Origin of the sequence: Flavobacterium pallidum (assembly GCF_003097535.1) — a bacterium.
Taxonomy (GTDB): Bacteria; Bacteroidota; Bacteroidia; order Flavobacteriales; family Flavobacteriaceae; genus Flavobacterium; species Flavobacterium pallidum.
Genome location: NZ_CP029187.1, coordinates 939,638 through 963,045, shown reverse-complemented (window position 1 = coordinate 963,045; position 23,408 = coordinate 939,638). Strand labels below are relative to the sequence as shown.

Annotated in this window: 15 protein-coding genes; 3 read left to right on the top strand and 12 right to left on the bottom strand. The window is 43.4% G+C overall.

Annotated features, from left to right (window positions below):
- Positions 1–769: 769 nt before the first annotated feature.
- Complete coding sequence (locus HYN49_RS03960) at positions 770–1,555, bottom strand: alpha/beta fold hydrolase (protein WP_108904944.1); 786 nt, start codon at positions 1,553–1,555, stop codon at positions 770–772.
- A 217-nt stretch (positions 1,556–1,772) separates the two neighbouring features.
- On the opposite strand from HYN49_RS03960, the gene HYN49_RS03955 reads away from it, so the two are divergent.
- Positions 1,773–2,495, top strand: a complete 723-nt coding sequence (locus tag HYN49_RS03955; protein ID WP_108902911.1) for a pirin family protein — start codon at positions 1,773–1,775, stop codon at positions 2,493–2,495.
- A 133-nt stretch (positions 2,496–2,628) separates the two neighbouring features.
- On the opposite strand, the gene HYN49_RS03950 is transcribed toward HYN49_RS03955, so the two are convergent.
- Together HYN49_RS03950 and HYN49_RS03945 are read right to left on the bottom strand one after the other, a co-directional pair.
- A complete protein-coding gene (locus HYN49_RS03950) occupies positions 2,629–3,330 on the bottom strand; it encodes a LytR/AlgR family response regulator transcription factor (protein WP_108902910.1) in 702 nt (233 codons plus the stop codon).
- Positions 3,327–4,358 (bottom strand): sensor histidine kinase, encoded by a 1,032-nt coding sequence (locus tag HYN49_RS03945; RefSeq protein WP_108902909.1) that lies wholly within the window; start codon positions 4,356–4,358, stop codon positions 3,327–3,329. Before HYN49_RS03945 ends, HYN49_RS03950 begins: the two co-directional genes overlap by 4 nt.
- Before the next feature lie 190 nt (positions 4,359–4,548).
- Here HYN49_RS03945 and HYN49_RS03940 point away from each other — a divergent pair, with 190 nt between their 5' ends.
- Complete coding sequence (locus HYN49_RS03940) at positions 4,549–5,697, top strand: DNA polymerase III subunit (RefSeq protein ID WP_108902908.1); 1,149 nt, start codon at positions 4,549–4,551, stop codon at positions 5,695–5,697.
- 3 nt (positions 5,698–5,700) lie between these two features.
- Complete coding sequence (locus HYN49_RS03935) at positions 5,701–6,084, top strand: DoxX family protein (RefSeq protein ID WP_108902907.1); 384 nt, start codon at positions 5,701–5,703, stop codon at positions 6,082–6,084.
- On the opposite strand, the gene HYN49_RS03930 is transcribed toward HYN49_RS03935, so the two are convergent.
- The 9 genes from HYN49_RS03930 to HYN49_RS03890 form a co-directional block, all read right to left on the bottom strand.
- Positions 6,081–8,360 carry a helix-turn-helix domain-containing protein gene (locus HYN49_RS03930; RefSeq protein ID WP_108902906.1) on the bottom strand — a complete coding sequence of 760 codons (2,280 nt, stop codon included), beginning with the start codon at positions 8,358–8,360 and terminating at the stop codon, positions 6,081–6,083. The genes HYN49_RS03935 and HYN49_RS03930 overlap by 4 nt on opposite strands.
- A 393-nt stretch (positions 8,361–8,753) precedes the next feature.
- Positions 8,754–12,110, bottom strand: a complete 3,357-nt coding sequence (locus tag HYN49_RS03925; protein WP_108902905.1) for a T9SS type A sorting domain-containing protein — start codon at positions 12,108–12,110, stop codon at positions 8,754–8,756.
- Between the two features lie 149 nt (positions 12,111–12,259).
- The gene (locus tag HYN49_RS03920; RefSeq protein WP_108902904.1) at positions 12,260–15,184 is read right to left on the bottom strand and encodes a TonB-dependent receptor; all 2,925 of its coding nucleotides are present in this window, start codon (positions 15,182–15,184) and stop codon (positions 12,260–12,262) included.
- Between the two features lie 201 nt (positions 15,185–15,385).
- A complete protein-coding gene (locus tag HYN49_RS03915) occupies positions 15,386–15,970 on the bottom strand; it encodes an OmpH family outer membrane protein (RefSeq protein WP_108902903.1) in 585 nt (194 codons plus the stop codon).
- Between the two features lie 227 nt (positions 15,971–16,197).
- The gene (locus HYN49_RS03910) at positions 16,198–17,052 is read right to left on the bottom strand and encodes a class I SAM-dependent methyltransferase (protein ID WP_108902902.1); all 855 of its coding nucleotides are present in this window, start codon (positions 17,050–17,052) and stop codon (positions 16,198–16,200) included.
- Complete coding sequence (locus tag HYN49_RS03905) at positions 17,052–17,492, bottom strand: hypothetical protein (RefSeq protein WP_108902901.1); 441 nt, start codon at positions 17,490–17,492, stop codon at positions 17,052–17,054. Before HYN49_RS03905 ends, HYN49_RS03910 begins: the two co-directional genes overlap by 1 nt.
- 74 nt (positions 17,493–17,566) lie before the next feature.
- On the bottom strand, positions 17,567–19,438 hold the full coding sequence (gene mnmG / locus HYN49_RS03900; RefSeq protein ID WP_108902900.1) for a tRNA uridine-5-carboxymethylaminomethyl(34) synthesis enzyme MnmG: 1,872 nt from the start codon (positions 19,436–19,438) through the stop codon (positions 17,567–17,569).
- 50 nt (positions 19,439–19,488) lie between these two features.
- The gene (gene ybeY, locus HYN49_RS03895) at positions 19,489–19,908 is read right to left on the bottom strand and encodes an rRNA maturation RNase YbeY (RefSeq protein ID WP_108902899.1); all 420 of its coding nucleotides are present in this window, start codon (positions 19,906–19,908) and stop codon (positions 19,489–19,491) included.
- Positions 19,901–23,299, bottom strand: a complete 3,399-nt coding sequence (locus HYN49_RS03890; RefSeq protein WP_245892250.1) for a DUF4175 family protein — start codon at positions 23,297–23,299, stop codon at positions 19,901–19,903. Before HYN49_RS03890 ends, ybeY begins: the two co-directional genes overlap by 8 nt.
- Between the last annotated feature and the right edge of the window lie 109 nt (positions 23,300–23,408).

The following is a 23,408-nucleotide window of genomic DNA, read 5'->3' as shown; positions in this document are numbered from 1 at the left end:
CGTTGATTGTAAACCTGCCGCTGAGTTTTCTCGCGGCTGTTTTTGGTGGTTTGAGTGTGTTTGTACTGGTGTTTGTAAGCTTTGGATTTATTACGGCAATGGCGCTGAAGGAAGTGGGCAATAAAGAGGAATATTTTTTTTATTTCAGCAATGGCATTTTGAAATTATAGTAATTGCTGGATTTGGCTTAAGTGGGAATGTATCAATACGCTTCGGAAATGTTTACGATTGCGCAACTGAATGTTAAAAAGAAATGTTTTTATATTTGTATTATAAATTAAAAGTGTGGTAACAACATTATCTAGTATTTTTTTGCTATTCTTAATTACGCATTATATAAAGTGTGTAATCAAAAGAATTTACGTTTTCAGTTAATTTTCATTTTCATATATTTTATATTTACCTTTATATTTATCAATGTTTATAACGCTATTCGCACAATGGCGATGATTCCTGGATTCACATTTTTTGTCCTGTTATTTTTTAGCTTGGCAATAATAATTTTTAATGTAATTATTAAATTGATGGCAGATTTAAATCACGTTTTAGGGATGATAAAAATTTATCTGGTGTAGTACAAGAGGTAAGCGGTTTGAATTTTATATTTATAATTGCTATAGCTATCACTGCATTTCAAATTAAGATGATTTATTCAGGCGATGTTTTATAATAGCTCACACAAATTTTATCTAAATTCGTATTGCTCGACGAACCTTATAAAGGCTTATCACCAATAAAGGATATTTACACGAAGGGATGGTATAAGCGGCTACTTTATCAATTTTAAAAAATCCATCAATCCCTTTAACAGCGCGGTTTTATTTTCAATCGGCGACATGTGCCCGTCGGGAAAAGTGATGAGTTTCACTGCCGTATTTTCTATTTGTTCCAGGTTTTCCTCATAATTCAGCACCGGATCTTTTTTACCCAAAAACAATACGATCGGATACGGTGCAAAATGCAGCAATACCTCGCGGTCCTTCCTGATTTTCATGCCTTCCAGCGAAGCGACTATGCCTTGTAATGGGGTTTTAAGGGCTTCCAGTTTCACGTTTTCGATATCGGCCGAAAGCCTTTCGCGGTTGTCTTCACTGAAAAGATTCGCGATGGACAGCCTGACGAAATTCACGTAATTTTCCTTTACTGCCTTAATCGCCCGGTCGCGGTTTATTTTACGTTCGTCACTGTCGGCAAGTGAAGTGGAGTTAATCAATGCCATCCCTTTAACCATATCGGGATACAATTCGGCGAAAGCCAAAGCCACATAGCCTCCCATCGAATGTCCTGCCAATACGGCTTTACGCACCCGAAGTTCATGCAATACGGTATATACGGCATCGGCATTCTCTTCCATGGTTTGGATATATCCCATCGGCTGGGTCTGGCCATGGCCGAGAAGATCGATAGTAATGACCCGGTATTTCTTTGACAATTCCGGCACAAAAGCTTCCCACATGGTACTGTTTTCGAGGAAACCATGCAATAAAACCAAAGCGGTGCCTTTGCCGGAATCAGCGTAAGCGATGGGTGTGTTTTTATGAAGTATGGTTTTCAAATGCATGCTGTATACAAAAATAAACTTTTTCCGATGAACGGCTTAATTATTCAGAATTGCCTTGCGTTTTAATCGCATTATGGGATAACATATTGGTTTTCACCTCTTAAAATATTTGGTTAGCCTCAAAAAATTTGTAGTTTGTGATATGACCGGTAATTTAGCCTTCGGAATATGGGTTTAAAGCAACCTTTTTTCTGCTCCAAAAACACTATTTATGTTTACACTTTTCAGAAATATCAACAAAACTACCCCGAAGAATCCGGCCAAGATACACAAGTCGGAAATGCGCGGAAAAATGGAGACTGATATTTTCAAGTGCCTGTCAGTGTTTAATTTCGGGAACAATTACGACGAATCCCGCAAACCTTTTGGCGCACTTAAGGTATTTAATGAAGAGACGCTCAGTGCCGGCGAATCCGTTACGATGACCATCCGGGAGAATACCGACATACTGCTGTTGCCTTTACTGGGTTCTATCGACTATATGGATACGCTGGGCAACCAGGGTATTATCAATACTGAGGAAATACGCATTTTTTCAGCACAGAAAAACATGGCTTTTGACCTGGTCAATCCATACGAAGGGGAGCCAATCAATTACCTTCAGATCTGGATATCGAATAAACGTGAGGATTTTGCGCCGTTTTCATTCCAGCACAAATTCGACTTTTCAACCCGCAATCAACTGATGCCACTGTATGAATCATCGTTTGCAAGCTGCAGGATGGGAATTTACGGCCGCCGAAATGAAGGAAACTATACCATGGCCGATAAGCAAAACGGATTGTTTGCTTTCGTAATAAGCGGCACTTTCGAATTCGACGGCAGGATACTCGAGCACCGCGATTCGGTCTCTACCTGGAAAATTAACCGGGTATCTTTCAGGGCCTTGTCCGAGAATGCCGTCATATTATTAATTGAAGTCCCCTCTTTCTAAAAAATATAAAACCATGATTATCGCACTAAGCCTTTTTTGCCTCAAAATGCTTAAGGACCGCAGGCAGCTTCGGTTGCTGTAAGGTTTACCCTGTTCCCCGTAAAAAAGGCGCTTTCAAAGCGCCTTTTTATTTTTATTCCTCTTTCTGGATTTTGTTCAGGAAATCTTTTTCATAACTCGCGCTAATCGGGATTTCTTCCTCCCGGATGAAAATCATCTTGTTGCGTATCTTTTCAATTTTGGACATCGGCACGATAAAAGAGCGGTGTACCCTGGCAAATTCTGAGGCAGGAAGTTTTTCAGTTATGGCTTTCATCGTCATCCGGGCCACGACGGTTTTCTGGTTTTCGATATGGATTTTCAGGTAATCATCAAGCCCTTCAATGAAAAGGATGTCTTTGAGCGGAATCTTCATCAGGCTGTAATCGGCACGGACGAAAAGGAATTGTTCTTCGATTTTCTGGTTTTGGTTTTCGAGTTCTATCTGCGCTTTCACCCGCTCCATCGATTGCAGGAAACGCGGCTGTGAAATCGGTTTCAAAAGATAATCCATAGCACTCAGGTTGAAGCCTTCCACAGCAAATTCAGAATAAGCCGTCGTAAAAATCACCATCGTCTTGTGCGGGATCTTTTTATGGAAATCGATTCCGGAAATAGACGGCATATTGATGTCCAGGAACAACAAATCGACAGGATATTTTTTGAGGTATTTCAGCGCTTCATCTGCTTTGGTGAAGGTTTTCTGTAAATCAAGGTATTCGACCTTCCGGCAGAAATTTTCGAGTATCGCCAGCGCAGGCGGTTCGTCATCAAGGGCAATTGCTTTTATTGTCATAATTCCATGGTCAGTTTTACTGAATAACTTTTATCAAGATTGGCGATTTCGAGCTTATGGTCAGGATACAAATGCCCGAGCCTTTCGATGGTATTCCGCATTCCCATACCGCTTTCAGCTTGTACCGAATGTACTTTTCGGTTGTAAACCAAAAGTTTAAGCTCTTGTCCTGTGACTTCAATCAAGATGTCAATTTCGGAATTTTCTTCCGGATTTACACCATGTTTGAATGCATTTTCAATAAACGAGATCAGGATCAGCGGCGTAATCTTCTTACCGATCATGTTCCCATTGACCATATAATTGATCTGCGCTGTTTCCTCAAGCCTTGATTTCTGCAGTGAAATGTAATTGCTGATGTATTCGATTTCCTTGCTTAAATCGATCATATTGTCGTTTGCATTGTTCATGATGTAACGCATGAGTTCGGCCAGCTGCACAATGCAATCCGAGGCGCGGTCGTCTTTTCTTATGGAAAGTGAATAAATACTGTTCAGCGTATTGAAAAGGAAATGCGGGTTGATCTGCGCTTTTAGCAATGAGAGTTCTGCAGCGATTTTCTCCCTTTCTGTTTCCTGCAGGCGCTTGTTTATGGAAAAGAAAAGGCTGCTCAAAACCCCGATGATATAAACCAGTATGGTGTGTTCGTCCTGCGCAGGCTTTGGTGCGGTCGTGGAATGGCTGACTTTCTGTAAAGGGCCGTTGTAGGATCCCATCGCCGATAAAATTTCGTTGAGCGGGCGGTCGACAAAATTGGAAATCCACAGAAAAAAAAGCAACATCAATACAAGGATAATCACATAAAGGAACCGCTTGTCGTGGAAGTAAAGTTGCGGAATCAGGTAGAAATAATTGAAATAGAAGAATATCAGCAACACGAAATAAATCCCGAAATAAGTGCGGTCATGCCCGTTGCTGAAATCCGGAAATCTCAGGAAAGTCCCGGTCGAACTGAATACGTAAGGCAATAAAATAAACGCCGTACAGATACAGATGTGTAATGCATAAACGGCAATACTGTTTTTCATGCTTTTTCGATGTATTGGTAAAAATATATATCCCACGCTTCTTTGCCAAGGTTTAGCGGTGAATATTGGTTTTTTGTAGATGAGTGCATTATGGCTTTGAAAACGTTTTTTGTCAAATATATGCAAATCAGAAATCACTTTCGGGCTTTCCCGACTTCAGACTTTCCCGACTTTTCCTATATTTGCCTTCATGCAGTTTTCACATATCCTTGCGCAGGATTACATTAAAAGCCACCTGACCAAAAGCGCCGGTTCCGGAAGGATTCCGCACGCGCAATTGTTTATCGGGCCGGAAGGCAGCGGGACTTTGCCGATGGCGATCGCTTATGCACAATACATTTTATGCAACAATAGTTCCGGCGAGAATACCGGCGGCAATGAAGCCTGTAACCTGAAATTTGACCATTTTTCGCATCCGGACCTGCATTTCGTGTATCCGACCGTCAGTACCGACAGCGTCAAATCAAAACCCAAAAGCATTGATTTCGTATCGGAATGGCGTGAATTCCTTACGGCCAACCCGTATGGCAGCCTGTTCGACTGGTACCGGGTTTTGGGCGTGCAGAACAAGCAAGGGGAAATCCGTGTGGATGATGCACAGGAAATCCTGAAATCGCTGTCTTTAAAAGCCTACGAAGGCGGTTATAAAATCATGATCATCTGGATGGCCGATAAGATGAACATCGCCGCTTCCAACAAACTCCTCAAACTGCTTGAAGAACCTACTGACAAAACGCTTTTCATCCTGATTTCCGAAAATGAGGAAGACATTATACAAACGATACGCTCCCGTTGCCAGGTGCTGCATTTCAATGGCCTGAGCGAAAATGTAATAGCGCAGGCATTGGTTTCCCGTGAAAACACAGAGCCACGCATGGCCACAAAAATCGCACACCAGTCGCAGGGAAATTACAATAAGGCGTTACAGCTGCTGCAGGGAGATGGTGAAGATGTATATTTCGAAAAGTGGTTCGTCGATTGGGTACGTGCGGCTTTCCGTGCGAAGGGCAATGCGGCTGCGATACAGGATTTAATCAGTTGGAGCGAACTCGTGGCGGGTCTGGGCCGTGAGACACAGAAGAAATTCCTTTTGTTTTGTACCGATATGTTCCGGCAGGCGTTATTACTGAATTATCAGGCGACAAGCCTCGTATATATGGAGCCTAAGATTGAGAAATTCAAACTGGAAAATTTCGCGCCTTTTGTCAACGGGAAAAATATAAACGAAATCTTTGCCGAGCTTTCCGATGCGATGTACCACATCGAGCGCAACGGCAATGCAAAAATCATCCTGACCGATCTGTCGATCAAGCTCACGAGGCTCATCCATAAAAAATAATCTATGAATAATATCGGATCCATATTATTGCTGATTTTACTCGCTATCACGTTCGTACAATCCGGTTATGAGAAAACCATGTACTGGAATGATAATGTGGCCTGGCTTAAGAAGCATTTTGAAAAAACACCGATAAGGAATATGGTGCCTTCGTCATTATTCCTGGTTTTGGTACTTGAAATCGTTTCGGGGATCTTGTGCATTTCCGGCTGCATACAGCTTTTGGTGAACAACGTCCGCACGTTCGGGTTATACGGTGCGATTTTCAGTTGCATCACATTGCTGTTCCTGCTTTTGGGGCAGCGTATGGCGAAAGATTATGATGGTGCGCGTACCATCGTGATTTACTTCATCCCTGCGGTCATGGCGGTGTATTGGCTCAGTTAAGCCATTTCTGCATTCAGCGCAGCCCTGAACAATTTGAGTTCATCCCAGGTGAACCGCTCGCCGTGCAGTTCCTTCAGCCCGTTCAGCGTTTCTTCGTGGTAATCCCTGAAAACTTCGGCCAATTCGCGGATTTTGTCTTCCGGTAAGATTTCGGAAATCATGATCGTATGTGCCTCAATCAGTTTAGCCAGATGCGTATTGATGGTCTGTACCGTCAATTTCCTGATGCCTGCGATTTCCTTAACGGAATGTTTTTCAAGCCACAGCTCGTAAGTTTCGGTTACTGTTGATTTTTTAGGTTCCTTTTTCGCCTTCTTTTTTGACGTGTAACGGTTGTAATCCTGTTCGTCTTCAATGATCGTGACATTCATCGCTTTGAAATCATTCCTGACCAAAGTAACTTTCCTGCTTTTATAGCTGTTGATTTCTTCAGAATGCATCGTTTCCTTAGAAATCCTGCTGCCGGAAATGACCGTTTCTATGAGCAGCCGCGCTTTCAAAAGCCGCTGGATGGCTTTGACCTGCAAATCCTCAAGCAGCGCAATTTCTTCATAAAACGCTTTTGCCTTTTTCATGCGGCTGATTTCCTCAAGTTTCCATAGCAGGTCATACGCCAGCTGGTCCATCGGTCCCATAAAATAATCGATCGCGGCATTGATCCTCTCGCCGATAAAAACAAGATCGGTATTTTCAGGATAGAAAAGTTTATCAAGCTGCGACATGAATTTCACTGCGGGTTCGAGCAGGTTCCAGATGACTTTGGCTTTTTCCGCGGCCCAGACTGCATGCCCGGTTTTGGGTGATTTTTCCATATCGTTCTGATAGCTGAACTGATGGTTCCGCCATTCCTGCGCGAGTTCATCCCAATTGAAGCTGGCTTTCAGGTAATTGTGAATGAATTTTTTGGTTTCGGATTCCAGTAAATTCTCAAGCACTTTGTCTTCCGCCTTGGTTTCTGCATAATCCATAACATCCTGATCGTTCGACAGGCCATTCATACGCAGCGGAGAAAGCAAAATAAGGCCTTCTAACGAACGAAGCCTTGACAAGGCAACATACGCCTGCCCGGGCAGGAAAACCTGCGACACGTCGAGCGCCGCTTTGTCAAACGTAAGGCCCTGGCTTTTGTGCACTGTAATGGCCCAGGCCAGTTTGATCGGGTAATGCACGAAAGTCCCCAGGATATCTTCCTGTATTTCCTTGGTATCGGGATTGACGGTGTATTTGATATTTTCCCATTCGTAGCGTTCGACTTCAATCGTCTTGTTTTCGTCTGGGAAATGCACGAGGATTTCGGCTTCGGACAATGATTTGACGACACCCATTTTACCGTTGAAATAATTCTTTTCCGGAGAAAGGTCATTTTTAACAAACATCACCTGCGCACCGATCTTTAACTGCAGGTTTGCCTCGACGGGATAAATCTTCTCTGGGAAATCGCCCATGATTTCAGGTTGGTAGGCATGCAGATGGCCTTCCAGATCTTCCAAAGCCCGGGCGTTCATGTCGTCGGCTTTGGCATTGTGTGTGGTCAGGACAATGTAGCCTTTGTTGTTTTTGATGTCGAAACCAGTCTTTACGAAGGCATTCAAAACCGCAATATCCGCTGCTGAAATGCTGTTGTGGCGCAGGTTGTTCAATATCGAAATAAAACGGTCGTCGGTTTGCCTGAATATTTTCGAAAGCTCGATATAAATCGGCGGATGTTGCTGCACCACCTGCGAATGGAAGAAGAATTTGCCTTTGTAATAATGCTGCAGCGTGCGCCATTCTTCATCCTTAATCACCGGCGGAAGCTGTAACAGGTCGCCGATATACAATAATTGCACGCCTCCGAAAGGTTTTTTATTGCGTCGTACGCTTTGCATCATGAAATCCATCGCATCGAGCAAATCGGCGCGCAGCATACTGACCTCATCAATAATGAGCAGTTCCATATTCTGGATGACGGCTTTTTTCTGGGCATTCATCCGGAAGTGCCTGCCGAGCGTATTCTTGTTCTCGAATTTAACGGATTCCGAAAAATGCTTATTGGAATGATCCGGTATAAAACCTGCAAACGGGAGCTGGAACATCGAGTGGACCGTAACGCCGCCCGCATTCAGCGCCGCAATCCCGGTCGGGGCTACGACGACGGTATTTTTGTGCGTCGTGCGGATGATTTCGCGCAGCAGCGTGGTTTTCCCGGTTCCGGCTTTTCCGGTCAGGAATATGGAACGGTGCGTCTGGTTTATGAACTTCAGGGTATAGGATGCGGCTTCGGTGAGGATTTCCATGGCGTGTATTTATAGGGCGTAAAAATATTGAAATAAATTAGATGAGGGATGTGGTTTTATTGGAATTAAAGTTTTTTGGCTTCTCTTCTTTTGTCTTGACCCAAGGCGGAGCCGAATTGAGCAAAGCTAAACAAAAGAAGCAAAAATTCAAGCCAGCCTCTTCTCAGCGACTGCTATCCCTTGATTCCTAAATTAAACAAACTCGCTTGTGGCTCAAACATTGTTTAATTTGCTTCGCCTGTTCGCTTCGCTCGGGTTACGGAATCTTCGGAATGCAGGTGCCCGCTTCGAAGCGGAAAGGCAGCGTAACCCCCATAACAGAAATAAAATACCCATAAATTAAATAAAAAAAGCCACCCTTTCGGATGGCCCTAAAAAACAACTGAAAAAACTTTATTTTTTGATGAGTTTTTTGGTTTCCGTTTCTTTTGAAGACGGATCTGTAAACTTCACGATGTAAATTCCTCTAGGCAATCTTGAAATGTCTGTGGCAACAGTGTTTTCACCGGCATTCAGCTGGTGCTTCACGCTGCTTACCATATTTCCTGAGAAAGAATATACTGAAATGGTAGTCTCTGAAGCGTTCTCGGTCTTGATGTCGATGTTGAACACTTCTGAAGCCGGGTTCGGGTATAATTCAGAATAAGTTGTAGTAGCCACTTCCTCAGCAGCACGAGACGTACAGCTTTGTTTTGTCAGCGTCAGTTTCTTTTTACCACCGATACCGTTGCAGGCATTGTTATACTGTACCGAAATGGTTGAAGAAGCAGGAAGGCCAGCATTAAAAATAACAGTAAGCGATGCCGTGCCCTGACCGCTTACGATAGTGGTTCCAGGAGGAACAATCCATACATAAGAAGTGACGTTTGGAGCTGCTACGGTAGTGTAAGTAACCTGCTGGCCGATCATGGCACAGGTAACGGTATCAGGTCCATTCAATACCGTAGGTGTAGGCATTGCCTTGGCAACATCCTGGTTGTTAGGGCCTACGCTCATACCACAGCCGTTAGACGACCTGAAGCTTAGTGTTCCGGAAACGAAATCTCCAGGATAAGTTACCGTAAATGCATTTTCTGAAGTTGTTAAACTGTTGGTAGCGTTTCCAGGGAAATTCGCTGATTTGATCACTGCGCCTGCAGGAGCGATGAACGTATATGACGTGGCAGCAGCAATGTTCGCGAAAGAATAGCTGTACGTATCGCCAGGGCAAATGCCTTTCAGCCTTCCATTGATATTACTTGGGTTGGCTGGCAGGTTGCGGTACACCGTAAGGTTCCTTGCAGCACTTGAACCGATGTTGTTTACGGAACTTACCGATACGATGCCGTTAGCAGAGAAGGCAGCGGTATAATTCACGGTGATGGTAGATCCGTGTGCGTTTCCTACGATAGTAGCGCCTGTTGGGATAGTCCAGTTGTAGGTGGTCACATCAGCGATAGGCGCGATAGAATAGGTGATGCTGCTTGAAGGTCCTGCAGTAACGCACACATCAGATGAAGAAGCGTTGATGTTTGCAGGCCTTGCAGGCAATGCTTTGAAAAGGCTCAGGTTCCTCGCTGGGGACATACCGCATGGCGCTACCGATTTTACAGAAATAACACCCAAAGAACCCGCTGCCGTGGAAGCGTTAAGGAAATTTACTGAAATAGAAGTGCTTCCCTGTCCTGAGATGATGTCAACTCCCGCTGGTACAGTCCAAAGATAAGATTGCGCATTGGCTACGGCAGGCGTAGTATAAGTGATTGCTGTAGATGTTCCTACGTAATTTCCGACAGAAGTGGCCCCAGAAATGCTTGCAGGCGCAGTAGGAAGTATCTTGATCAGGCCCAATGTCTTGGCAATGCTCTTACAGCCGTTTACAGAAACAGCCTGTACGCCGATGTATACGGTACCGCTTCCCTGTGCCACATTTTGGAAGCTTACAGTAGCCGTCAAACCGTCAGGTGAAGTGGAAACCAATGTAGCGCCTACTGGCAAAGTCCAGCTGTAGCTCGCTGCGCCCGACACAGCAGTAGTAGTGTAATTCAGGGTTTCTGTGCTTCCGATGTAGTTACAGATAACAGTCGTTCCTGTAAGTGTAGTAGGCATTTCAGGCAAAGCATAAACATTTACCGTGATAACAGCCTTAGGGCCTTCCAATCCGTCAGGATAAACCTGTGCAACATAATAGTTCCTCGTGCCTACGCTTGAAGAATTTGTCATTGGCGTTGGCGTTCCTGCCAATGGTGTCGTGCTGCCGGCTGAAGCATACCACCTCAATTGCGTACCGCCGTAAGCCAAAGTCGCTGACAATGGCGTAGCCACATCATTCCTGCAATAATTCACTGGCGAAACCACCGTTGGCGCTGATTTCTCTAATTTACCATTGAAAGGTGCATCGGTAAAACTTGCCCCTGAAAGCAGGATTGATCCTGAAGCCGGCCTGTAATCCAAACCTGTATAAGTGAATGCATTTCCGTTATCGTAAGCATTTGTCAATAATCCGGAGTTTGATGCTACAGTGGTGTTCCCGTTTGCCGCATACCATGATGTCATATTGAATGACGCATTGTTTCCTGAAGTAATGGTTCCCGGAGCGGTGATCTGCAATACTTTCGAAGTCGTCGTGATTCCTGCCAATACGTTGTTGTTGAAACGCAAAGTCCCGGCAACGGCAGCATTTTCAGAAGCGATACCATCAATATGAAGTCCCTCAAGGTAATCCATGAAGACGGAGTTGTAGATCTTCAATTGTGAAGCCCTGCGGATGCGGAGCGCCCTTTTGTATCCTGCTGCCAAAGTTCCGCCGTTTGGCAATGTCTGGCGGTAAGTAGGTCCAACCATCGTAAGGTTTGAGAAAATGGCGCTGGTGAATGGCGAAACAGTACTTCCAGTAGCGTTGTTATCCGATTCGAACCCTTCTGAAGTAGATACGGCAGGGGCATCAGCGATTTGCGGATCCCTTACGGATAAAGCGAATTGCACGTTTCCGTTGAAACCATTGTCAGTATCAAAATCATCGTCAAGATTCCTGTAAGAAACCAGGTGCTTACAGTTTACAGAACCTCCAAACCATTCGAAAGCATCGTCATTTGAAAAAGAAACCTGTACATAGTCAATGGTTGTTCCACGGCCAACAGCACCGAAAGTTAGTCCGTTGATTTCGTTGTTCGGGGCAAAAACATAACCTCCGAATTCAATCCTTACATATTTCAAAGTCCCTGAATTGTCATTGTCATCAGGGTTTGCACCACCACCATATTGGGTATCGGCAGAAGCTGTAATTCCTTCAATATTGTTCACACCGCCGTTGATGTTGAATGAGCCTTTGCCCAAAAGGATAATACCGCCCCAGTCGCCTTTGTTGCGCGAACCGGCTGACTTATCCGATGTAAATACAATCGGGCTTGCAGCAGTACCGGTGGCGTTAATCTTGGCACCTCTTGTAATTACCAATGCCGATCCTGAATTGTCACCCAGGATTTTAGTGCCCGGCTGGATGGTGAGTGTGGCACCGTTCTTTACATAAACCAATCCTGATAACAGGTAAGTGTTTCCGGAAGTCCATGTGGTGTTTGTAGTAATCGCGGAGTTTACCGTCACCGTCGGAGCGGGATAGGCCGTATTCTGCGGGTCATAGTTCGTCCAGCTGTCTGTCCACATCGCAGCAGGAGCAGGAGCAAAAGCACCCCGATAGCTCGTCGGCTGGATTTGCGCATTTAAAAGATTGCCGATCATCATCAACAATCCCAGTAAATAAATTTTTCTCATCGTTAAGAAATTAAGTTGGTTTATAATGGTCAAAACTACAAGCGCTATGTTAACAAGATTTTAACGAGTATTTATATAATAATGATTGTTGTGTTAACAAACCAACGTTTTGGAAATTAATCGGTTATATAATGTTAAGCTATTGGAAATTAAAAGTTATAAGTTGCCGATAAGGAGAAAGTCCGCCCGAATTTCGTACTCCAGAACAAATCGTCATGGTCTTTATCATAACCGTTGTTATTGCCGGAATCACCGGTGAAGATATTATTGAAAAAACCTTTCACACCCGACTCCTCTTTATTTCCTGATAATTTATTCTGGTAAAAAATCGATTCCTGGTCCAGCAGGTTTTGTAAATTGAGCTTGATTTCCAGTTTCTTATTCAGGAATGTCTTCGAAAGCTGCGCATCCAGTAAGGTCCTGCTTTTTTCCCACAAGGTCGGCTCTCCGTCAGGCGGATTTCCAACGATGGCGATCCTGTCGCCGATACGGTTTAAATTCGCAGACAAAGTCCATCCATAATGGCTGTCGGTATATTGTGTGCCGCAGTTGAATACATAAGGCGATTGTCCCTGCATCGGGCGCGACTGCTCCTGGTTGGTGATGGCCACAGCATTCGAAACGTCCACTTCAGAGTGGATAATAGCCAGGTTGGAAAACACCGTAAGCCCGTTCAGGAATGTCGAATTTTCATTGTTCAGCAATGATGCGATCAAGGTCCTGAACTCCATTTCAAAACCATAATTTTCAGCTGATGCTGCGTTTTTATAGGTCACTTCCTTATTGTTTGCGCCGGCAATCAGCTCAATCGGGTTTTTAAACTTTTTGTAAAATGCCGATACCGAAAACAACTGGTTTTTCCCCGGGTAAATCTCATAGCGGAAATCCGCATTATCAATCACGGCAATCTGCAGTTCCGGATTTCCGTTGGTAAAGAATTGCGTCGTAAAATCATAAAAACCAAATGGTGCCAGTTCCCTGAATTCCGGGCGGTTCAGCGTTTTATAATAACTCAGCCTCAGGTTTTGCTTCTGGCTTAAGGCATAAATCGCATTGGCTGATGGCAGGAAATCCGCCTGTTCGTTATAAACATTCAGGTCTTCGGTTTCAGTTTTTTTCGTCTCCAGGCGCTGGATATAATTCTCTGCACGGAATCCCCAGATCATCCTGAGCTTGCCGATGGCATTGTCGAACATCATATACGCTGCCTGCAATTCAGACGAGGCGGTATAGGAATCGTAGTATTTCGTACCGTCGAACACCGTAAATCCGCCTGTGTTGGGCGCTATGAGCCCAATGTTCTGCGGCTGGAAAATTTCGCTGTCATCCAGAAAAAGCAGTTCTTCCCTGAAAGGCGAATCCTGAAGGTTGAATTTGTTATACTGCAGCTGCCTTGCAAAGAAATCGCGGTCGCGGTATTGCACAAAAAGTCCCACTTTGATTTCATCGTTGCTGCTTAAATCATCGCTGAATTTAGCCGAATAATCGGCTTTGGCACTGTAAATATTTTCGTTGTTTTCAGAAAAAAACATGCTTCCGCCGTAATCTGCCCCGGCATTTCCATCAGCGATACTTGCTTTGTAAATGACCGCTGCGGGATTGTTCGGATCCTGTACAATATCATAAGTATTTCGCCTGAGGTTCGGGATTTCGCGGCTCACATTGCTGTAAGAACCAAGCCAGCTGAATTTGGTGCGGCTTTTTGGGAAAAAGTGATCCCCGAACAATTGCCCGGAATAAATCGTGTTGCTTGTAAACCAGCGTGCGGTTGAATAGATTTTTGACGCTTCAGGATCCACTGCGCCATCAGGAGCACCATTTCTTTCAATCACGCGGTCGTCAGCATTAATGCTGTAAATATTCTTGAAACTGATGGTATTGTTGGCGTTTAACTTCAGACTGAAATTGGCCATCGCACCCAGAAGGTATTGTTCCACGTTATTTTTGTCAAAAAAATCACTTTTTAAGACAGATGGCAATGTTTCGTCCGGATTTTCATAATCTTTCCTGATGGTTTCATTATAAATATTGGTCTTGTTATATGAAGCTGAAAATAAGATCCCAAGCACTTTTTCACCAATATTGATCCGCCTTCCATTGGTGTATTGAAAACTCATATTCGGAGCAAAATTCTTTTGATGCAAACTCCAGTCACTGTTGAGGAATTTAGCATATTCTGCCCTTTCCGTTGGCTCGAGATTAAGGAATGTCAGGTAATCCGGGACTTTAGAGGACAGGGCACGTGTACCGTCGTCTACGCCAAGCCAGTCGGTTTTCCCACCTTCATAATACAATTGTTTTTTTCCGGTGGTGATGGTGTTGTAGCCTCCGCCCACAGTGATGGTCTGGAAGTTCCTGTCCGGAATGCTTTTGGTATTGATCTGTATCACGCCTCCTGCAAATTCTCCCGGGATGTCGGGCGTTGCGGTTTTGGTAATCACAAGATTGTCAAGCATATTGGCCGGGAAAATATCAAACGAAAATGCTTTGCGGTCCGGTTCGGAACTCGGCAGGGGCGCACCATTTAAATAAGCCGCGTTGTAACGGTCGTTCAATCCGCGGATGACGACGAACTTGTTGTCCTGCATGCTGGCACCGCTGATCCTTTTAAGCACATCGGAAGTGCTTTTGTCGGGTGTACGCTTGATGGTTTCGGCAGAAATACCGTCGGACACATTGACGCTGTTTTTCTGCATCAGCAATAAAGTCTTTACTGATTCCGTCCTGGCTTTGGAGGATTTGATGACGACCTCATCCAGCGTCTTTGCGCCACCTTCCGCCAGGGAAACATGCAGCACCGTGACTTCATCCTTAACGACTTCGGTTTCAGTGATGAGTTTGGTCTGGAAAGACATCATCGAGAATTCAAGGTCGAATTTCCCGGGTTGCAGCTTGCTGATGAAATAATTCCCTTCGGCATCGGACATTGTGGTGATCGTGGTGTTCTTTACGACAATGGTTACACCCGGAATCGGCTGTCCTGTGGTTTCAGCGACGATGGTTCCTTTTATACCGGACTGGCTGAAAATCAGCTGGATAAAGAAAAGCGCAATACATGTAGTTTTAAATTTCATTTCAGGTTAGGTTTAGTCATCTTTCAAAATGGCTAATCTATCCTGCGGATATGAGACGAATGTTAAAACGGCTTTATAAAATGTTAAAGAAACTTGCTGAGAAGTCACCGGATTGTTAATTCAAATCGTATAAATTGTAAAATTAAAAAAGCCTTTACGCTGAAAATCAGCATAAAGGCTTTTATATCTTAGGGAAGCGTATTACTTCTTAGTCTCCGGCTTTTTTTCTTCGGAAGCGGATTTTTTACCGTTAGCTTCATATTTTTCGTTCAAAAGCTTCACGATGTCCTTCGTAATGTCATATTGTTCTTTGCCATACAACAATGCGCCGCCATCACCTGAAACGTAGATGTAATCGTACCCGTTCTTTTTACCGTAATCAGTAATATAAGCCTTGATGCTTTTCACCAATGTGTCCATTTCCGCACCCTGCTCCTGGCGCAGTTTGGCATCGACCTGTTGCGCATAATACTGGATCTGCTGTTGCCTTTGCTGCAGCTCGCCTCCTTTTTGCTGGGCCCATTCCTGTCCGTTGGATTTGGCATTTTTCTTGAAGAATTCAACATCTGAATCGAAAGCGGCTTGCGCCTCATCGAGCTTTTTTCCTTCGACTTCAGATTTTGCCTTGAATTTAGCCGTAAGGTCTTTTGCTTCGGTATATTCCTTCATTAATTTTTCAGAATCTACGCTGGCTGTTTTTAGCCCGTTTGATGCTTTAGCCGCAGTTTCTTTGTTACAGGAAAAAAGTACTGCTGACAACAATACTATTGCAATTGTTTTTTTCATTATTTGACTTGTTATTTTTCGTTGCCAAAAGTAGCAAAATTTTATAATTAATATGGAAGTGATTTTCCAGGTGATTTTAAGCCTATAAGAATACTTTATCACTATGTGAAGTAATATTGTTTTTCGTTATTAAAACCCGACTCAAATAAAGCGTTTTAAGCGGGTTTTGACTTTTCTTGATGTGATTGGCTATTTAAGCGCAATTTTATTCGACAGTCGTGTTTATTTTAAGTTTTAAGGCTTTTCAACACGTAAATATGGGACGAAAACTCTAAATTTCGTTTAGCTTTTACATTAGAGCGCCATCCGGTAAAAAATGCGCTTATAAAATTCATTTTTCCGGTTTTATATTTTTCCGAAAGCAGGCTGACATAAAAGGCATCATATTTCATCGGCAGGATTTTTTCCAATCGGAATTCCTGTGCTTCGAAAAGGAGTTTTATGGCCGTTTTTGAGAAATGTGTCAAATGTCTTGGTACGTCGTAAGCCGCCCAAAAGTTTCCGTAATATTTTGCATCGTAGGAATTGAAATTCGGTACGGCAATCACTACCGTGCCTTTGGGTTTTATCAATCTGTGCAATTCCGAAATTTGCTTTTTCACATCGGGTACATGTTCGAGTACATGCCACATGGTGATGACATCAAAAGTACTATCCGCTATCGCTTGTTCGTTTTCGGTAAAACGGACACCTTTTTGTTCGGCGGTGTTTTTGGCTTTGGCGTTAGGTTCAATCCCAGTAATATCCCAGCCATCATTTTTAGCGGCAAGCAGGAAATCCCCGGTTCCCGCGCCAATATCCAGAAGTTTTCCCTTTGATTTTGTAAAGGAGTTTATCAAACTTACCTTGTTTCTGAGCGCTCTTGACTTCACGATATGGTAGGCTTTTTCAAAGAGCGATCGTTTGGAATCCGTATGCGAAATATAATCTTCACTTTCATAATAGCGTGCCAGGGCTGCGCCTTCAGGTTTGGGAAAGGTGACCAGCATATCAAGCACGTCATCCTTATAAAGCTCAAAATTCTCGCCTGAAACCGAATGGTCTTTTACCGTGAGGAAATGTGTAAGGTTCGATACGTCCATTATCGTTTGTAATATTCTTGTTTTAATGTCTTAAGAAAATTGACTGCCACGTTATAGTATAGGGAGTTTTCCTGAAGGCAATCTTCATTGTATTCGTTTATCATTGACACCGCGATGAATTTCGGGCGGTTGTTGTTATCAGGATTGGTGTCAAAATTGGTCTGGATAAATTCGGAAACGTGAAAATATTTCTCCAGTTCGTTATTATCGTAAACCAGCACTTTATATTTTGAGCCATCAATGGTTACCCAAAATTCAGGTGCTCTTAAATCATCCGTTCTATATTTTTCCATTATAAAGTTCTGGAATGCAAAAGGCTTTGTCAGCGTTTCAAAGATAAAAGCGTTGAGCGGCGCTTTCCCACCGACGACCTCTTTACCTTCAGGAAGCACGACATAATCATTAATAACGGTTTTGTATCTTGATGCGCAGGAACTCATCAAAAATATGGCAAAAAATAGGCTAAGCCCTGTATTTATAAGTGTTTTCGGTTCTCGTTCCACGTGAAACATATTTATCTTCCCATATAAATCAGCAACACAGAAATGTCACTTGGTGATACGCCACTGATCCTTGAGGCCTGCGAAATGGTTACGGGGCGAATTTTACTCAGTTTTTGCTTGGCTTCAATAGACATCGATTTGATTTTATTATAATCAAAATTTTCAGGGATTTTCATATCCTCCAGTTTGGTGAGCTTATCCGCATTGTTTCGTTCCTTATCAATATAGCCTGAATATTTCACCTGGATTTCGGCTTGTTCCAAAACTTCCCTGTCGAGATCGTTTTGGGAAAGATATTCCTGGACTTTCTCAAATTTCATTACATCTTCCAGATTTATCTGCGGACGCGAAAGAATCTTAAACATTTTATCAGATTGATTTACCAGTGCGCTTTCCTTTGCTTCCAATATCGGATTGACTTCGGCTACGGAAACGCTTGTCTCCTTGAAAAAATTAACGAGTTTGTTTGATTCCCGTTGCTTGAATTCCATCCGCTTCATTCTTTCGGCAGAAGCCAGGCCTATTTCGAAAGACTTTGGCGTAAGCCTGAAATCGGCATTGTCCTGGCGCAATAAGGTCCTGTATTCCGCCCTTGAAGTAAACATGCGGTAGGGCTCCTCTGTGCCTTTTGTAATCAGATCATCAATTAAAACGCCGATATATGCTTCATCACGTTTTAAAATCAATGGCTCTTTCTCATTGATCTTTAAATGGGCGTTGATTCCGGCCATCAGTCCTTGCGAAGCGGCTTCTTCATAGCCTGTCGTGCCGTTGATCTGCCCGGCAAAATATAAGCCTTCAACAAGCTTCGTTTCGAGTGTATGCTTCAGCTGTGTGGGTGGGAAATAATCATACTCAATGGCATAACCCGGCCTGAAGAATTTTACATTTTCAAAACCGGCCACGCTGCGCAACGCTTTAAATTGCACATCTTCCGGAAGTGATGTTGAAAATCCGTTCACATACACTTCAACCGTATTCCAGCCTTCAGGCTCTACGAAAAGCTGGTGCCTTTCCTTATCTGCAAAACGATTGATCTTATCTTCAATCGACGGGCAATATCTTGGCCCGATACTTTTAATGCGTCCGTTAAACATCGGGGAGCGGTCAAAACCTTCCCGAAGAATGTCGTGCACCAGGTCAGAAGTATAAGTCATATGACAGGATTTCTGGTGCTTTAAAGACTGCGTAACATCAGAATAAGAGAATTTGTCCGGCCTTTCATCACCTTTCTCTTCGTTCATTTTGGAATAATCGAGTGACCTCCCATCGACACGTGGCGGTGTACCGGTTTTCATTCTTCCGGCTTCAAAACCTGCTTTCACCAAGTCTTCGGTGATGCCGAAAGCAGCGCTCTCGCCTGCCCTGCCGCCACCGAATTGCTTTTCACCAATATGGATTAACCCATTCAGGAACGTACCGTTGGTCAGCACCACGGCTTTGGATCTTATTTCCACACCTAGTGACGTGCGGATTCCTTTCACTTTGCCGTTCTCAATAAGCAATCCTTTCACCATTTCCTGGTAAAAGTCAAGATTGGGTGTTTGTTCAAGCATCAGGCGCCATTCTTCCGCAAAGCGCATCCTGTCGCTTTGAACACGTGGCGACCACATGGCGGGTCCTTTGGACTTATTCAGCATCTTGAACTGGATGGCGGTCTTGTCTGAAATAATCCCGGAGTATCCTCCAAGCGCATCAATCTCACGTACAATCTGCCCTTTTGCAATGCCGCCCATAGCGGGATTACAGGACATTTGCGCAATATTTTGCAGGCTCATAGTTACCAGAAGCGTCTTTGAACCCAGGTTGGCGGCAGCCGCGGCGGCTTCTGAACCAGCGTGCCCTGCGCCTACTACAATTACATCATATTCATTTTCAAACATGGGTTTTACTGATATTGTTCCACGTGAAACATAAGAAAACAAAGATTAGGTTAACGTTCCACGTGGAACATGCTTATTTTCTCATCTTCTTTCTCACGCATTAGAAGTTCGTCTTTTTCTGTTTTGTCTTTGTAACCACAGAAGTGCAGTATGCCATGGGACATCACTCTTTTCAATTCATCATCAAATGGCACATTGAAATCCAAGGCATTTTCCTTCACCCTTTCAACGGATATAAATATATCACCGTGGAGTTCGTTACCCATAGAATAATCAAAACTGATGATGTCCGTTAAGGTGTCGTGCTGCAGGTATTGCAGGTTGATTTTGTGCAGGTAGTCGTCATCACAAAAAATATAATTGATGTCGCCCTGCCGCTTTTGCTCGGAATCGATTATGGAAACAAGCCAGTTTTTGTAAGCTTCTTCATTTTCGATTTCGAACGCCGTTTCATAATTAAACTCAATCATCTTTCCTGAAATATTCCTGAACCTTCTGGCTAAAATTGGAGCGCAAAGGTAAGCTTTGTCTGTTTAATATCTCTACACTATTTAAATATTGTTGCAACGCAGGATTTAAGGCGTTTGTCTGGTTGTTGAATTCCTTTTTATTGGTTTGTGACTGACGCTTCTTTTCCTCTCCCTGTTCCTGGATGGCTTTGTCTAATTTCAAAAGCTCCTGTTTTACGTTAAGAATCTTTTGCAGCACTTCATTCTTAAAACCCTTATTCAACAATTGCTTTTCAATATCCTTCATTTTATCCAGCGTTTGTTGCCCTGCCCCGTTCATTCCATTTTTCTCAAGCTCTTTCTGCAGCGCATCGCGCAGTTGCCGTTGCTCTTTGTAGATGTCCATAATCGCTTTGGCGTTGCCTTCGCCGTCACCGCCTTCTCCTTCAGAATCACTTTTTCCATCCTTTCCACTTTGCCCGGGTTTGCCGCTTTGCCCAGGTTTTCCCTTGTCGCCGGGTTTCTGTCCAGGTTTATCTCCTGGCTTTTCACCCGGTTTATCTCCAGGTTTGTCACCTGGTTTGTCACCTGGTTTTTCTCCCGGCTTCATGCCCTCTTTCATTTTGTCACCAAGTTCGCCTTGTTTCATAATAATATCTGGCAACTGCATTCCCTCACCTTGTCCCGGCTTTGGTTTGCCCATACCCATGCCGGACATTGACATTTGCATACTATTGAGGATGTCACTCAGCATATCCGCAAGCTTGTTTGATGAAGTAACAGCATACTGCTGATGCGAAACCCCTTTGGCGACCATCCCTTCAACCAATGTTTCCAATGAACGATCCATATTGTAATGCACATTGCCTATCTCTTTGGTAATCTCTTCACTAATCTTAGGGTTGCGCAGTGACATCGCAAAAAGGCTGTCATCAACATGTCGGAATTGCTGCCGTAAATCCTGCTGCGCTTTCAGGTTTTTGTTGAAAGACGGAGACGTTCTTTTCAGGTCTTTAAACTGCTTCATCAGGTCCTCTTCTGAAAATGAAAATGCCAATAGATTATCCAATATCTGGCGAAGCATCTTTACATCTTCGTCCATCTGCTCCTGTTCCCCGCCTTCCATGCCTTCACTCATTTTGGAACTCATTTCACGCATTTTCTTCGAAGCGCTTTTTTGCTTCGGCTTGGCTTTGGATTTGTTGTTTTTCTTCAATTCATCGGAAGCATTCTTCAAATCCTCATCGATATCCTTTTGCTTTTGCGTATCGGTTGGGATATCCATTGGAGATTTGAGGTCTTTATTTTCCTTTTCCAAATCCTTTAAATCTTCTTGTATCTTATCAAACTCATCATTGATTTCCTTTTGCTTTTCGGCACTATTTTCATCTTCCTTGTTTGATAATTCGTCTTGCTTTTCGGCAAGTTTCTCCAAACGGTCTGCTAGTTGTTCCGCTTTTTTCTGTACGTAATAACGCTTGGTCAACTCCACCAATTGCTGTAAGTTTTTGGTTTGGTTTTTGGAACTTTGTTTGAGCTTGTCCATTTTCTCCATCAGGTCTTCCTGTTGGATTTTATCGTTGAGTTCCTTAAGTTCATCCAACAACTTCTGCGTTTCTTCAGAAACCTTTTCGACTTTTTCCATTTTCTCCAAAAGGGCCTTCTTTTGCTCGTCCTTTGGATCGGACTTGAATTTCTCCAGATTCTCTTTCATTTTCTCAGAAAAGCGCTTCATCATTTCATCCTGGTCTTTTTGTTTCTTGATGAAATCATTGACCTTTTGCTGGTCTTTAAAGTCAAGATTGTCCTTTTCCTTAGCCATTTTCTGTAACTTCTCCAGTTCGCTCAATTGCTTGTCCTGGCGCTGCAATGACTTTTCCATGCCATTGATGTTGCTGTTTTGCTCCTGGAACATCTCGTCCTGCTTTTCTTCCTCGGTAGCAATCCTGTCTGAAAATACGGATGATTTGGTGCTTTTATAATTGTGGATGGCATCATTGTCAAATACCTCAAAATAGTACTCATACGACACGCCTTCCTGCACCGGAAGATTTCCCGGGAAGCTGAAAATGAACTGGTCGAAGGCATCATGCTTGACACTAAGACTTGCTTTGCGGCTATCCTTAGGGTTGTTTTTCGGATAATAAACAATCTGCAATTTAGAAAGCCCATAATCATCTGAAACCTGGCCGATAATGACGTTTTTAGCCACTTTAAGGCTATCAGGTGCATTTGCTGCGCTGATTGTCGGGAACTGATCCTTAACCGTCGAGATCTGATAATTCAGCTTTTCATAATGCTTCACTTTTGCATTAGACGTAAGTATCTGATAATCCATATTTTGAACAATACCTTTGGTCAGGCTGAAATTATTTTCATTTGCAGTAAAAGCCACAATTGATCTCGTGTCAGACCACTCCACTTTTTGTGTAGCCAATGCCGAAACTTTCCACGTTACGCGCGTACCTTCGGGAACTATGGCATTTCCTGTACCCTTTACAATTTCGGATTTCTTACGTAAGTATGAAGGGAAATCCAGGACCATCTGAAAATCTGCGATCGTAGGGACGGCTACCACGGCAAGCTTATAATCAAGCGAAGAAATGTCGTTAGCCTCCACGTGGAACGCCACATCCTTCTTCGGTTTTTCAAATCGGAACTGGAATACGCCCGGCGAAACGTTTTCCATGGAATACGATTCGTCATTGATAAAAATCATCGTGTTTTCCGGAACTATCCTACCCTCAGTTTTTACCTCGAGGATAAAATCATTGCCTTGTTCTGTTTGCAGGCTTTTATTCATTACCTTAAATTCAAATGGTGCCGGCGGCAGGTATTGCTGCTTGAAATGTACGACACGGTCAAGGCTCTGTGAAATCATTTTGCTATTGCCCGAAATATAGAAAAACGCAAAAAATAAAATGGGTATAATCGCCAATGGCAGGTATTTCCTGTTTTTACTGAAATTCACTGCATTGCCAAAAGGAACAGGTTTTAAAGTCCCTGCCTTCTGCGCTATCGAAGCCAGCAACAGTTCTGATTTATTGTTGTCGTTTGACAATTGCAGAAAATTAGTCAGCTTGTCATTAACTTCTGAAAAATGGTTCCCTATGATTTTTGAAGCGTCGTTGTAATCAATGCCTTTCTGAATCCTGAACAGTTTCGAAATCGGGAACAAAATATAACGCAGCAAAAGAAACGCTTCCACCCCGATAAAAAGCCAGAAAAGTATTGTCCTTCCAGTTGGTTTGAGCCAAAGGAAATATTCTACAAACAGCGTAAACAACAGGTAAATCAATCCCAGGCCGGTGAAGAAAATCACACCACGGATCAATTCATTCGTATAATATTTTTTGATAAAAGCCTCTAACTTCTCGTAAATGAGCGATGTAGTTTCCAATTCGGTTGCCATTTTATTTATAACCGATAAAAGTAGTAATTATGAGGTTAGGGAAATGTTAAAAATTGGATGCGGGTTACAAGGTGCAGGTTTCTTTTTCCTGAACCTGTACCCTGTACCC